The sequence below is a fragment of the Nonomuraea sp. IBHARD001 genome (assembly GCF_056106265.1).
Map to the genome: position 1 here is coordinate 6,574,894 of NZ_JBWBBW010000002.1, position 13,472 is coordinate 6,588,365.

The 13,472-nt window shown below is 68.8% G+C and carries 14 protein-coding genes; 7 read left to right on the forward strand and 7 right to left on the reverse strand.

Annotation, left to right across the window (positions count from 1 at the left end; all coding sequences use genetic code 11):
* Positions 1–123 precede the first annotated feature (123 nt).
* Positions 124–2,667, forward strand: a complete 2,544-nt coding sequence (locus ACTWNK_RS31885) for a chitinase C-terminal domain-containing protein (protein WP_474308617.1) — start codon at positions 124–126, stop codon at positions 2,665–2,667.
* A gap of 104 nt (positions 2,668–2,771) precedes the next feature.
* Here the strand turns inward: ACTWNK_RS31885 and ACTWNK_RS31890 are convergent, their stop codons facing one another.
* Genes ACTWNK_RS31890 through ACTWNK_RS31905 form a run of 4 tightly spaced genes read right to left on the reverse strand, consistent with a single transcriptional unit; the run spans position 2,772 to position 4,722 of the window.
* On the reverse strand, positions 2,772–3,074 hold the full coding sequence (locus tag ACTWNK_RS31890; RefSeq protein ID WP_474311165.1) for a hypothetical protein: 303 nt from the start codon (positions 3,072–3,074) through the stop codon (positions 2,772–2,774).
* Entirely contained in the window at positions 2,962–3,234 is a 273-nt protein-coding gene (locus ACTWNK_RS31895) for a DUF4240 domain-containing protein (protein WP_474308618.1), read from the reverse strand. The genes ACTWNK_RS31890 and ACTWNK_RS31895 overlap by 113 nt, the downstream gene beginning before the upstream one ends.
* 54 nt (positions 3,235–3,288) lie before the next feature.
* Positions 3,289–3,645 (reverse strand): DUF488 domain-containing protein, encoded by a 357-nt coding sequence (locus tag ACTWNK_RS31900; protein WP_474308619.1) that lies wholly within the window; start codon positions 3,643–3,645, stop codon positions 3,289–3,291.
* A gap of 42 nt (positions 3,646–3,687) precedes the next feature.
* A complete protein-coding gene (locus ACTWNK_RS31905) occupies positions 3,688–4,722 on the reverse strand; it encodes a hypothetical protein (RefSeq protein WP_474308620.1) in 1,035 nt (344 codons plus the stop codon).
* Between the two features lie 235 nt (positions 4,723–4,957).
* On the opposite strand from ACTWNK_RS31905, the gene ACTWNK_RS31910 reads away from it, so the two are divergent.
* From ACTWNK_RS31910 to ACTWNK_RS31920, 3 genes are read left to right on the forward strand one after another with little or no spacing between them, the layout of a single operon-like run.
* Positions 4,958–5,938, forward strand: a complete 981-nt coding sequence (locus ACTWNK_RS31910; RefSeq protein ID WP_474308621.1) for an endonuclease domain-containing protein — start codon at positions 4,958–4,960, stop codon at positions 5,936–5,938.
* Complete coding sequence (locus tag ACTWNK_RS31915) at positions 5,935–6,552, forward strand: hypothetical protein (RefSeq protein ID WP_474308622.1); 618 nt, start codon at positions 5,935–5,937, stop codon at positions 6,550–6,552. The genes ACTWNK_RS31910 and ACTWNK_RS31915 overlap by 4 nt, the downstream gene beginning before the upstream one ends.
* Positions 6,549–9,620 (forward strand): ATP-binding protein, encoded by a 3,072-nt coding sequence (locus tag ACTWNK_RS31920; protein WP_474308623.1) that lies wholly within the window; start codon positions 6,549–6,551, stop codon positions 9,618–9,620. The genes ACTWNK_RS31915 and ACTWNK_RS31920 overlap by 4 nt, the downstream gene beginning before the upstream one ends.
* A gap of 57 nt (positions 9,621–9,677) precedes the next feature.
* On the opposite strand, the gene ACTWNK_RS31925 is transcribed toward ACTWNK_RS31920, so the two are convergent.
* Positions 9,678–10,013 carry a PadR family transcriptional regulator gene (locus ACTWNK_RS31925; RefSeq protein WP_474308624.1) on the reverse strand — a complete coding sequence of 112 codons (336 nt, stop codon included), beginning with the start codon at positions 10,011–10,013 and terminating at the stop codon, positions 9,678–9,680.
* Between the two features lie 104 nt (positions 10,014–10,117).
* Between ACTWNK_RS31925 and ACTWNK_RS31930 the strand changes: the two genes are divergently transcribed.
* A complete protein-coding gene (locus ACTWNK_RS31930) occupies positions 10,118–10,390 on the forward strand; it encodes a hypothetical protein (RefSeq protein ID WP_474308625.1) in 273 nt (90 codons plus the stop codon).
* Between the two features lie 49 nt (positions 10,391–10,439).
* Here ACTWNK_RS31930 and ACTWNK_RS31935 read toward each other — a convergent pair whose 3' ends face one another.
* A complete protein-coding gene (locus ACTWNK_RS31935; RefSeq protein WP_474308626.1) occupies positions 10,440–10,886 on the reverse strand; it encodes an RICIN domain-containing protein in 447 nt (148 codons plus the stop codon).
* Between the two features lie 544 nt (positions 10,887–11,430).
* On the opposite strand from ACTWNK_RS31935, the gene ACTWNK_RS31940 reads away from it, so the two are divergent.
* Both ACTWNK_RS31940 and ACTWNK_RS31945 read left to right on the forward strand, forming a co-directional pair.
* Entirely contained in the window at positions 11,431–11,682 is a 252-nt protein-coding gene (locus ACTWNK_RS31940; protein ID WP_474308627.1) for a GntR family transcriptional regulator, read from the forward strand.
* 153 nt (positions 11,683–11,835) lie between these two features.
* On the forward strand, positions 11,836–12,084 hold the full coding sequence (locus ACTWNK_RS31945) for a GntR family transcriptional regulator (protein WP_474308628.1): 249 nt from the start codon (positions 11,836–11,838) through the stop codon (positions 12,082–12,084).
* Between the two features lie 128 nt (positions 12,085–12,212).
* Here ACTWNK_RS31945 and ACTWNK_RS31950 read toward each other — a convergent pair whose 3' ends face one another.
* Positions 12,213–13,469: a class I SAM-dependent RNA methyltransferase gene (locus ACTWNK_RS31950; RefSeq protein ID WP_474308629.1), complete on the reverse strand. Its 1,257-nt coding sequence runs from the start codon at positions 13,467–13,469 to the stop codon at positions 12,213–12,215.
* Positions 13,470–13,472: the final 3 nt, after the last annotated feature.

Below are 13,472 nucleotides of genomic sequence, written 5' to 3' on the forward strand. Positions count from 1 at the left end.
TCTTAAGCTTTTTTTAGGAAACTTTCTTAAAAGAAACCGTTGACGGAGGACAGATCGCGACTTAAGTTCACGATCAACCCACGGGGGCGGGCCTGGAACCACGTACTACCGGAGGTCTCTCCAGTGTCATCACGCCTCACCCGCAGATTGGCCGCGCTAGCCGCGTCGGCGCTTTTCGCCGGGCTCATCACCGCGACAGCCACCGCGACCGCCGCGGTGGAGAACGAGACCTGTAGGCCCGACGGCCTGTACACGACGCCAGGCGTCGACACGCCGTACTGCCTGGCCTACGACGAAGCAGGGCGCGAGAAGATGGGCGCCGACCACCCCCGGCGCATCATCGGCTACTTCACCAGCTGGCGCACCGGCAAGAACGGCCAGCCCGCCTTCCTGGCCAAGGACATCCCCTGGTCGAAGATCACGCACATCAACTACGCCTTCGCGCACGTCGGCACCGACAACAAGATCGCCGTCGACAACACCGCCACCGAGATGGAGTGGCCGGGCATCGACACGATGGACCCGACGCTGTCCTACAAGGGGCACTTCAACCTGCTCAACAAGTACAAGAAGGCCAACCCCGATGTGAAGACGCTGATCAGCGTCGGCGGGTGGGCCGAGTCCGGCGGCTTCTACACGATGGGCGTCAACCCCGACGGTTCGGTCAACACCGCGGGGATCAACACCTTCGCCGACTCCTCGGTCGCCTTCATCAGGAAGTACGGCTTCAACGGCGTCGACATCGACTACGAGTACCCGACGTCCATGAAGGACGCGGGCAACCCCATCGACTGGCAGATCGCCAACGCCAGGCGTCCGGGCCTGATGAAGGCCTACGCCGTCCTGATGAAGACACTGCGCGACAAGCTCAACACCGCCGCCGCCCAGGACGGCAAGTACTACATGCTGACCGTGGCCGCGCCCTCCTCCGGCTACCTGCTGCGCGGCATGGAGACCTTCCAGGTCGCCCAGTACCTCGACTACGTCAACATCATGTCCTACGACCTGCACGGGGCGTGGAACGAGTACGTCGGCCCCAACGCCGCGCTCTACGACGACGGCAAGGACGGGGAGCTGGCCCAGGCGGGCGTGTACACCACGACCCAGTACGGCGGCATCGGCTACCTCAACACCGACTGGGCCTACCACTACTTCCGCGGTGCGATGCCGGCGGGCCGGATCAACATCGGCGTGCCGTACTACACACGCGGTTTCAAGAACGTCAACGGCGGCACCAACGGCCTGTGGGGCAAGGCGGTCGGCAGCAACTGCCCGACCGGTCTGACCAAGTGCGGTGACGGCGCCGTCGGCATCGACAACCTCTGGCACGATCTCGAAGGCGGCCAGGAGCTCTCCGGCGGCGGCAACCCCATGTGGCACGCCAAGAACCTGGAGAAGGGCATCGCCGGATCGTACGGCCCGGCCTACGGCCTCAACCCGGCCACCGACCCGACCGACGCCCTGACCGGCACCTACGTCCGCAACTACGACTCGACCCTGGTCGCGCCGTGGCTGTGGAACGCGCAGAAGAAGGTGTACCTGTCCACCGAGGACGAGCAGTCGGTCGGCGTCAAGACCGACTACGTCAAGGACAAGGGCATCGGCGGCCTGATGATCTGGGAGCTCGCCGGCGACTTCAAGTGGACCGGCTCCGAGTACTTCATGGGCGACACGCTCACCACCCTGATGTACGACAAGCTCAAGACCGCGGCGCCGTACGGCTCGGTCAGGTCGAAGGCCGCGCTGCCCGCCCAGAAGATCAATGTGACGATCGAGTCGGGCGGCTTCCCGCTGGGTGACAACAACTACCCGATCACGGCGAAGCTGAAGATCACCAACAACTCCACCGTCACCATTCCGGGCGGCGCCGAGTTCCAGTGGGACTACGCCTCCTCGGCCCCGGGCAACGCCAAGGACCAGAGCGGCTTCAAGCTCGCCGTCATCAGCAGCGAGCACACCGCGGCCAACAACATCGGCGGCCTGAAGGGCGACTACAGCCGCATCTCGATGAAGACGCCCAACGACAAGCCGATCGCACCCGGCGGCTCGCTCGTCATGGACTACGTCTACTACCTGCCGACGCCCGGCCAGTCGAACCACACCATCACGTTCGGCGGCAAGACCTACGCCGTGGTCGCCGACTACACCAGGGGCGGCACGGTCGTCGAGCCGACCACCGAGCCCACGGTCGTCCCGACCGGCTCGTGCACCTCTCCCCCGTGGGACCCAGGCACCATCTACACCGGTGGCCAGAAGGTCTCGCACAAGAACAGGGAGTGGCAGGCCAAGTGGTGGACGCAGAACAACGAGCCCGGCACCAACGCCGTCTGGACCGACATCGGCCCCTGCGCCGGCAACAGCCCCTCGCCGAGCCCGTCCCCGACGGTCTCGCCCTCGCCCACCGTCTCGCCTTCGCCCACGGTGTCGCCTTCGCCCACCGTGTCGCCGTCCCCGACGGTGTCGCCCTCGCCCACGGTTTCGCCCACCGTCTCGCCTTCTCCGACGGTGAGCCCCACCGGGAACACCCCGGCGTGGGCGGCGGGCAAGGCGTACACTGCCGGCACGAAGGTCACCTACGCAGGCTCGACCTACCAGTGCCTGCAGCCGCACACCTCGCTGACCGGCTGGGAGCCGGCCACCACTCCCGCCCTGTGGAAGAAGCTCTGACCTCCTCCTAGGTCCGGCTTCCCCTCCACCTGAAGACGAGCCCCGCACCCATCATCAAGGCGACCCCCGCGCCAGGATGGGCGCGGGGCTCCCTTCGTCGGTGCTCACCACCAGAAGGGAAACTGCATTCTCCTGATCCGCCTGCGCCCCTTGGCGTCGCGGCGGAAGGACCAGATGCGCCTGCCTGGCTTGCCGAGGTAGACACTTTCGGGCCAGAAACGCGTCCGGACAGGACGCGAGTCGGTGAGGCCGAGCCTGCGGGAGAGCCGGGGAAAGCGGCGGAGGTACTCGGCCTCATCGCCCAGGTCCCACGCCTCGTCCTCGAGCTCCGCGGCAAGGGTGATGAAGGGGAAGACAGCGACGATTCCCCGTTCCTCGAAGGCATCGCCGGGATAGGCGCCCTTCACGCCGGTGATTGGCGCTCAGTGTGAGCCACGCCTCGAAATCCTCGATCTCCCTGGCCGACAGGGCCGACAGGCGTGCGTCCAGCCACGCGAGGCGCTGCTTCTGGTTCGGGGTCTCGCGCCGGGAGCGATCCCCCAGGTCCCAGAAGCCGTCCTCGTCCATGGATGGAGATCATGGCAGCATGCGGCCTTTGTACCTAGATTTTGCCTGGGCGCCTCAGCTGGAGGCGAGGAGGTGGTCCCTCAGGACGACGGCTTGGTTGTGCTCGGTGTCCTTGGCCCCGTACAGCAGGAGGACCGGACCTTCGGCCGCCGCCCGGCGCAGGGGATTCACGGCCTCGGGAGCGGCGTCGAGCTCCTCGCGGTAGCGGCGGGCGAACTCGGGGAAGCGCTCGGGGCGGTGGCCGAACCACGTCCTGAGCCCGGTCGAAGGGGCCACCTGTTTCAGCCAGCCGTCGAGGTGCAGGTCGTCCTTGCGTACGCCGCGCGGCCAGACGCGGTCGACGAGGAACACCTTGCCCTCGGCCGCGACCCGGCCTTCATGGTCGTAGACCCGGCTGATCCGTACCTCCATATCGTGCTTGTGCCCAGCATCCGGCGAAAGCACGCATGGCACTCAACAGGTGTGAAACGCGGCGGTGAACAGGCGGTCGGCCGCACGGAGCAGGTCCTCGTGCATGACGGTCGCCTCACCCTCCGCCCCGGCCGTGGCGTCGGCGTCGAACGGGAAGGTCCCGGCCGTGGCGTCGGCGGCACGCTGGAAGGCCACCGCGGCGGCGGCCAGTACGGCGGGGCCGAGTGCGACGGCACGTGGGTCGACGACCGTGCCCATGGTGTCGCCCGGCTCGCCGAACCACCAGATCACCGGCTCGCGCGCGAGGCAGCCCTCGACGAAGCGCAGCACCATACGCGCGGCGGAACCGTCGAGCGACTCCTGCCCCCGCCTGGCGACCACCTGCGCCGCGACCCGCACCACCCACGGCTCCGGCCTGGGCTCGACCAGCAGTGCGGCCAGCCGGCGCATGACCGGCTCGGCGGCGTCGGAGCCGGGCAGCACGCCTTCGACCAGGTCGAGCAGGGCGGAGCCTTCGAGTTCGACGGTCTCGCGCATGCCGTCCATCCGGCTCAGCATCCTGACCGCCCCGGCATCCAGCAGCCGTCGCGTGCCGTCGAGCAGCGCCTGCCGTACCTGTCCGGCCGTCTGCTCCGCCGCCGCGCGCATGAGGGCCGCCGCCGCGAACGTCTGCGCCGCCCGTACGTCCGGCTCCGTGGCGCCGTGCCCGATCTGCGGCCACGCCTGCTCCACGGGCAGACCGGTCGCGTCCGGCGCCACCGGGTCGCTCGCGTCCGGCGCCACCGGGCCGGTCACGTACGGCGCCACCGGGCCGGTCACGTACGGCGCCAGCAGGACGCGGGGTGGCTCCTCGCAGAACGCCTCGACGAACGCCTTGAGCAGGACGGCGGCCTCCTCGCCCGCGTGCTGCCGCTCGCGTGCCAGGACGTTCGCCACGGCCGCGCGTGCCGCCGCGTCGGCGGGCCAGGTGCCCGGGTGCGCCCCCGCCAGCGCCCCGACGAGTGCCCTTTCACCGCCTTCGTCCTGTACGGCGACGAGCATGCGCATCAGATTGGGCCGATCGAACTGATATCCCATGACGACAGCGTCACCCGCGATCGGCATATGAGCATGAGTAGACCCCTACTCATGCTCATATTCGGATTTGTCGGTCGAATGGTGGATTTTGGTTGGCCGATTAGTCGTCTGGGGTACGGATCGGTGTGGCTTGCGGCTATTCACCGGTGTCACCGGTTTCCCGAAATGCCTCCGGGCTCCCATACGTTGCTATAGCCTCACTGACTTGCATATCCCCATTTGTGAGGACAGCAGGGTGCCGCAATCATGGGCCGATCTGCCGATGGGCCAAGTCGTGCGCCTCTCCGGCGCTTTTCCCGCCCTCGATCCATTGCCCGAGGGCTCACCGGCGATCCTCGTGTACCGGGCGAAAGCCCAGGACAGCGTGCCCGCCCTCGTCGCCGACGCCCTGTCCGCGCTGGAGCGCGCCGCCTTCGCGTTCTTCCCCACGTGGCTGCCGGAGGCCGAGGGCATCGAGGGGCCGGGCGGCGCCTCCGTGCTCGCCGTACGGAGTCTCGCGGCACGGGCGGCGGCGGTCAGCCGGCATTTCGGGCCGTTCCTTGCGGACCTGGCGGAACGTTCCATACGTGGGGGAACATCGCCTGGCCGGGCGTTTCCCGCCGAGACGCGGGCCGTGGGGCTGGCCCGGGTACTCGCCGACAGTTACGGACGGCCGGACGCGGCGATCCTCGTCGAGGTACCGCCCGGACTGACGCCCGGCCAGGAGGCCGCGCTCGTCGGCGGGTGCGAGTGGCTGGCCCAGCGGGGCGGCCTCGGCCTGTGGCTCACCGGCTCCGGCCTGTCGAACGGCGAGCACCTGCCGCTGGTGCGATGGCGTCCGGGCTCACCCGGAGGAGGCGTCACGCCCGTCGCCTATCCGGCGATCGCCGGGAAACCGCACCCCGGCAGCCGTACCGAGCAGGCGGTGGAACGAGCGCTCGCCCGGCACGCATGGGCACGGGGACGCCGCTGGAACCAGACCTACCAGCCCGGAGCCCTGGACACCGGGATCAAGCTCGACCTGCTCTGGCGCGACGAGCGCTGCGTCGTCGAACTGGACGGGGCCGACCACCTCGACCCGGCGAAGTTCGAAGCCGACCGGGCGCGAGACGTACGGCTGCAGATGGACGGCTATGCGGTCCTGCGATTCACCAACGATCGGGTCGCGACCGATCTGTCCGCCGTACTGCACCAGGTGGAGAAGTTCCTCGAGAAACGCCGAAAGGACATGACATGACAGAGGCTGGACTATCGCTGCCCGAGGTGGCCGCGCTGATGGCACTGCTGATGGTGGGAGGGGAGGCGGATAATCGTCACCTCTTTGCGACCCATGGGGTGAAAATCGACGGGAAAGTACGATTTCACCTCAATGAGCTGAAGCTGATCGAGAGTCACAAGGAGGGCCGTTCATTCGTTCACGTTCTGACCGACCGCGGCTGGGCGCGAGTGGCGGAGGAGATCAGGGCAGGGATCACCGTCCCCAGCAAGTCGCCGAGGATCGTGGTCGCCGGTCTTCAGGTCGTACTCCGGAAATACATGGACAGAATGCCGGTCTCGCTCGCCGAGCTCTTCACCACCCCCGAAGAGGTCGACATCGTCTCGCGCATTCGTGCCGCCTATGCCCAGCTCGCGGCCGAGCCTGGCCACTGGGTGGGCCTGGCGGAGCTTCGGCCGTTGCTCGGGGCCGCGTCTCGTGAGGAGGTCGACGCGGCTCTGGAGAGCATGATCCATCTGCCGGACGTGAACATCGTCCCCGAGTCGAACCAGAAGACGCTCACCCCCGAGGACCGGAGAGCGGCGGTGGTCATCGGCGATCAGGACAAGCATCTGATCTCGATCGGTCCCCGATGAGCAGCCGGGAACTCGCCGCGCTGCGATCGCTCAGGTTCAACCTCGTGGAGGGGCCCGAAGACGTCTGGTCGATGGCCGACTACCACGTGGCCGCGCTCAACCAACCGGTCGAACGGCAGCTCGCGGGCAGCCTGGAGGAGGCGCTGCAGAGCCAGGTCGGCAGTCCGATCGGCCTGGTCCTGCTGGGACAGCGAGGCACCGGCAAGACCCACCTCCTCGGCTGGACCCGCGAACGCACCCAGCAGGCGGGAGGCTACTTCTTCCTGGTGGGCCTGCTGGACGCACGGACGTTCTGGGAGAGCACGCTGCAGTCGATGCTCGACAGCCTGTTGCGCGAGGCCGCCGACGGCGAGACACAGCTCAAGGCGTTCCTGCGGCGGCTGTCCGAGCTCGCCCAGGCGCCTCGCTGGGTCCAGCGTGAGGTCATCGGCAACCGGCCCATCTCCCGTGAGGGGCTCGACGCCTTCGTCGCCACGGTTCGCCACGCCCAGCCCGACGTCAGTATGAGCGCGCGCGACACCCTGCGCGCCCTCGTCCTGCGAGCCAGCCCGCATCTGGGTGTGCAGGACACCGGCGACGCGTATCTGGCGTGCCTCCCCGACGGCGACAGGGCCGCCTGGGGCATCGGATCCGGGCAGCGCTCGCCTCAGGAGATCGTTCGGGACCTGTCCCGCCTGCTCGCCGTCACCGGGCCTTCGGTCATCGCGATCGACCAGATCGACACCCTGCTGGTCGAGGCTGTGCTGTCCACGAAGGCGTCGCGGACGCCCGCCGCCAAGGATCTGCTGATGGTCGAGCAGATCGCCGGTGGACTGATGTCCCTGCGGGAGATCACCCGCAGGACGCTGACCATCGTCTCCTGCATTCCCAGCACGTGGGCGTTGGTGCAGCAGTTCGCGACCGACACGGTCAAGGACCGGTTCAGGAAGGCGATCGACCTCAAGCCGATCCCCAGTGCGGAACTGGCCAGGGCACTGGTGGAACGGCGCTTCGCCGCGAAGTTCGCGGGGCTGGACTTCGTTCCGCCCTATCCCACCTGGCCGGTCCAGCCTTCCGCCTTCGAGTTCGCGAAGAACTACACCCCTCGTCATCTGCTGAGGCGGATCGGCGATCACATCGAGGACTGCCTCGCCGAGGAGAAGGTCAGCGAGCTGCACACCCTCTCCCGTGCTCCCGTGGCACCCGTCGTCCCGCACTCCCCGCCCCACGACCTCGAAGCCGTGCAGCTCCGTTTCTCCGAGCTGCGTAAGTCGGCCGAAGGCCTCACCCTCGACCCCGCCACCGAGGACGCCGTGATGCCCGTCCTCCTGGCCGCCGGTCTCACCGCGTGGATCGCCGAGCAGGGCGACGCCGGAAGGCCGTACAGCGTCGATCCCCCGCCCAGCAAGAAGCCGCCGCTGCACGCCAGGATGCGGCAGGTGCTGAACGAGGAGGTCGAGGACGAGGCGCACTGGGCCTTCCGTGCCGTCTCCAGTGTGCATGCGACGGCGGCGCTGAGCCGGTTGCGGGGGGCGTGCCTGGAGGCGGGGCTCAACGCCTCGGTGCCGAAGCGGCGTCTGGTCGTCCTGCGGAACACGCCGTGGTCGAAGGGGCCGGGCACGGTGCGGGCGCTGGCGGAGTTGCGGGAGGCGGGCGGCGTCGTCCTCCCGGTGAGCGAGGACGACCTCAGGACGCTCACCGCCCTTCGCGTCCTGCAGGAGGAGAACCCGCCGAACCTCCGCGCCTGGCTGCTGGCCAACCGCCCGGCCGAGGGAGTCCAGGTACTCCGCGAGGCACTGGGCGAACGCGAGCCCGAGCCCGGGACACCGGACGAGGTGAAGCCCGACAGCGGGCCGTACCTCGTGCTCGGGGACGGCGTCGCCGACGGGCGGCCGGTGCGGGTGGAGCTGGAGGCGCTCAGGAAGCATGTCGCGATCTTCGCCGGGTCGGGATCGGGCAAGACGGTGCTGATCCGGCGCCTGGTCGAGGAGTGCGCGCTGCGTGGCGTGTCGTCGATCGTGCTCGACCCGAACAACGACCTGGCCAGACTGGGCGACGCCTGGCCGCAGCCGCCCGCGCACTGGGACTCGGCGCAGAAGGCGAAGGCGGCCGAGTACCTGGAGGGCACCGACGTCGTCGTCTGGACACCGGGCCGCAAGGCCGGTCGCCCGCTCGCCTTCCAGCCTCTTCCCGACTTCGCGGGCGTCGCCGACGACTCCGACGAGTTCACCGAGGCCGTGGAGATCGCGGTGGCCTCGCTCGTCCCCCGGGCCAAGCTCGACACCAAGACCATCAAGTCGCAGGTCGGCAAGGCGGTGCTCCGTGAGGCCGTCGAGCACTTCGGCCGGACGAGCGGCGGCGCGGGCGGCCTGAACGCCCTCATCGCCCTGCTTGCCGACCTGCCGTACGGGCTGAGCAAGATCTCCGATGCCGAGCGCACCGCGGCGGGGCTGGCGCAGACGCTGACGGCGGCGATGGTCAACGACCCGCTGTTCGGCGGGGACGGCACGCCCGTCGATCCAGGTGTGCTGCTCACCCCCGCGCCCGGCAAGCGGGCCAGGGTGTCGGTGATCAGCCTGGCCGGGCTGCCCTCCGACGAGCAGCGGCAGAGCTTCGTCAACCAGGTGCAGATGGCGCTGTTCGCCTGGATCAAGAAGCATCCAGCGGGTGATCGGCCGCTCGGCGGGCTGTTCGTCATGGACGAGGCGCAGACGTTCGCCCCTTCGGGTGCGCTGACCGCCTGCACGCAGAGCACGCTGGCCCTGGCCTCACAGGCCAGGAAGTACGGTCTCGGGCTGGTGTTCGCGACCCAGGCGCCGAAGGGGCTGCACAACCGCATTCCCGGCAATGCGGCCACCCAGTTCTTCGGCCTGCTCAACGCACCCGCGCAGATCGACGCGGCCAAGGAGATGGCACGTGCCAAGTCGGGTGCGGTGGACGACATCTCCCGGCTGACCACCGGCCAGTTCTATGTCGCTCCCGAGGGCCTGCCGTTCACGAAGACACGGGTACCGCTGTGCCTGAGCCATCACCCGAAGGCCCCGCTCACGGTCGAGGAGGTCGTCAGGCGGGCTTCGCCCGGCACGTGAGGTCATCGAGGCCGGTGTCGACAGCCGTCCCGACACCGGCCCGGAGCGGTCCGCCGTTCACACCGCGCCGCCCCCGGCGCTCGGCCTGAACCCGAACAGCCCTCCGGCCCTGACCTCCATCCCCTGGACGGCCTGGCGTGCCAGCCGGGCTCCGTCGGGTGTGAGCCGGTAGTAGCGGCGTCTCGGCCGGCCCGCCTCGCGGGGATCGAGGTCCTCCCAGTGCGACTCCAGCCAGCCGACGCCCTCGAACCTGACCAGGATCGGCTGCACACTGCCCGCCGCGAGCCCGGCGACCGCGCCGATCTCCCCGCCGTATTGCTCTCGCGCCGGGTCGTCGAGGAAGGCCCGGAGGACGAGTTGTGTGGGAATGGTCATGCGGGGCCGCTTACCCATGACCTAACTCTAAATAGGGGGATGAATCACTGCGGAGTGTCGTCAGAAGAAGCTGGCACTCCACCCCCATAGACTCCCCCCAAGCACCACCAGGGGGAGACGTCATGGCCTACGAACCACCCGCCGACCTGCTCGAACTCAAACAACAACAACTCGCGGCCGACGCCCGCTGCGAGCAGCTCTCGGCCGCACTCCCGTCCAATGTGGCGGTCCTGGCCTTGGAGGCGGAGCGCGATGAGGAGGGCATCGCCTCGCTCGTGGAAGCACGGGCCGAGCGCCTGGCCCTTGTAGAGGAGATCAACCGGCACCCGTGGTGGTCGACCGTCGACCACCGCCACGATGCCTGGATGGCTCTGCTCAAGGCCGCCCAGACCTGAGCCGGGCCCCGGCCCCGCCACCCATGCCGGTGGCGGGGCCGGTCCGCGCTCAGACCGCCCGCCGCCCCCAGACGACCGGATTGCCGAACGCCGTACCGCACTCGACATTGAGCTTCAGCGTGCCGTGCGCCAGGCACTTGCCCGTCGCCTTGTGCTTCCACTGCCCCTGCTGCAGCGGCGTCCAGGCCTGGTAGTTGCTGTCGTTGCACTTACCCATGTAGACCTTGGACCCGCTCGCGTCGAGACACTTGCCGGTCGCGCGCTGCTTGAACGCGTACAGCCCGTTGCGGTAGTTCACCAGCTCCCACTGCTGGTAGGTGTTACCGCTGCCGCAGGTGCTCATGTACGCCGACGAGCCGTTCCCGTCCAGGCACCGCCCCGCCCCCAGCATCTGGTAGTACGTGACGGCCCCCGCCGAGGCCGAAGGCCCCGCCAACACCAGCCCCCCGGCCGCCACCACACACGCGGCAACCACCTTGAGCACATCCCTCACCATGCGATCTCCTCCCACTTCGCCTTCGTTCTGCGCCGCCACGCTAGAGAGCCCCAGTTGTCCCACCGTTGGCCGAACGTTGGCCCAAGCCGGGCCTTCACCGTCAGGGCTGATGAGGATGAAACCCACCGAGCCGATTCGGCCTCTCCCGACACCCCGCAACGCTTCGGTCCTCCCACCGCTTCGACACATAGACGACACCGACATACAGGGACCACGTCCTCCACAGCGGCGCCCCACAGTGCGCACAGGCGGGTCCAACGGCCTCCGTCGGCAGGTCTCGGTCGTCGGTACGCCAAGGGGCGTCGTCGACGCCGTCACGCACCGGGACGCCGGGCTGCCCGCCGTCGACGCACACCGTGGGCCGGAGGGACATATCGCACTCCGATGCGATCAAGGGCCCGCGACCAGGCGATGGCACGCCTCCCGGGCCCACAGCTTGTACGGACCTGCCTGGCAGCGTAGACGACTCATCCATGGTTAACCATGGCCAAGCACGGTAACGCGTGCGTATCCGTAGCTCAGTACGGTTACATACGGTGCTGGAGTGGTGATCGAATGGCGGGCCAACGCGCCCAAGTGGCAACAGGTGGCCGAACTCCTCATCGCGCGGATCAAGGACGGCACCTACCCGCCCGACTCCCAGCTCCCGTCGCAGCATCAACTGGTCGCCGAGTTCGAGATAGCGCCCAACACCGCCCAGAAGGTCCTGACCCGTCTACGTGAACAGGGCATCGCCTACAGCGTGCGCGGCATCGGCACCTTCGTGGCCGCCAAGCCACCGCCGGGGCAGGAGTAAGGCTCAAATGCTGCGGCGAGGGCCGAGTCGCAGGCAGCAGCCGAGTGTGCGAGCGCCGTGGTCCATGCAGGTCATGCCGACCGATAGGTACCCACCCCGCACCATGGGTACATCGGGGCGCGGAGGAGCGAACCGCCTCTCTACGCTCTGAACATGATCGTCTGGCGCGAGGACCTGCCCAGGTGGCAGCAGATCTTCACCATTTTCAGCAAGCGCATCCAGTCGGGCGAGTACCCGCCCGGACGGCTCATCACCGAGCGCGCCATCGCCGAGGAGTTCGGCGTCGCGAAGATCACCGCGCGGAAAGCGGTGGCCGGTCTCCGGGAGCGCGGGCTGATCTACACGCGACGGAACCTCGGCTCGTTCGTGGGGCCGGAGCCGGGGCCTGATGACGATGAGTAACAGCGAAAGGGCCCCAACTCTGGCGGAGACAGGGCCCCGCTCATGCGTCATGATCTTGGATTATCGGGACATGTCCCGATAATCCAAGAGATTCATCTTGTTGTCCCGCTGCTGGTCAGAGCCGCCCCCTACCCCCTGACCAGCAACGCCACGCACTCCACGTGATGTGTCATCGGGAAGCAGTCGAACGCCCGCAGATCCCCCAACGCATACCCCCGCTCCCCGAACCAAGCGACATCCCGAGCCAAAGTCGCCGGATCGCAAGACACATACACGACACGAGACGCCTCAAGGGACGCGATCCGATCGACGACCTCGCGGCCGAGGCCCGAGCGTGGCGGGTCGACGACGACCAGGTCGGCGCGTTCGATGCCGAAGCGGTCGAGGGCGTCCTCGACCTTGCCGCGTTCGACCCCGGCGTGCGGGAAGTCGCGCAGGTTGGCTCGGGCGTCGCGGACGGCGGTCGCCTCGGACTCGACGGCGAAGACGGCGCCCGTGGGGCCCACCGCCTCGGCCAGGCCGGCGGCGAAGAGGCCGACGCCGCAGTACAGGTCGAGGGCCCACTCGCCGGGCTCGGGCGCGGCGTAGTCGAGGACGGCCTCGACGAGCGTCTCGGCCGCGCCGGGATGCACCTGCCAGAAGCCGCTGCCCGTCACCTGGAACTCGCGGTCACCCACCTGCTCGTGCAGCATGCCGGACCCCATGCGCGGCTCGGTGCGCCCCTTGCCCTGGTTGACCAGGATGGAGGCGGGCGCCTCCAGATCGGGTACGGCGACGCCACGACGCGGCTTGGGCGCGATGACGACCGCACGCTCACCGCTGGAGGAGGCGATGACCTCGACGGCCGCCGCGCCGGGCCAGGCGGCGAGTTCGGCGCCGACGGCCTCGACCTCGGGATGGGCGATCAGACAGGCGTCGACCGGCTCGATGTCGTGCGAACGATGCCGGCGAAAGCCCAGCACGCCGTCGCGGTCGGCCGCGAACTGCACGCGCGTGCGCCAGCCGAGACCGTCCTTGGCGCCGGGCACCTCCTCGACGACCACGTCACGCTCGATCTTGGCCAGCCTGCTGAGCTGCTCGGCGACCACATCGGCCTTGAGCCTGCGCTGCGCCTCCAGCGTGGCGTGCTGCCAGTCGCACCCGCCGCACCTGCCGGGCCCGGCGTAGGGGCACGGCGGCACGATCCGGTCGGGCGAGGCGTCGAGCACCTCGACCGCCTCGGCGCGCAGGAATCTGGCCGACTCCCCCTTCTCCGAAGGCAGCACGTGCGCGAGCACCCGCTCACCGGGAAGCGCATGCCGTACGAAGACGACGCGGCCTTCGTGGCGCGCCACGCACCAGCCGCCGTGTGCGACGGGACCTACCGACAACTCGAGCTGTTCCACCTG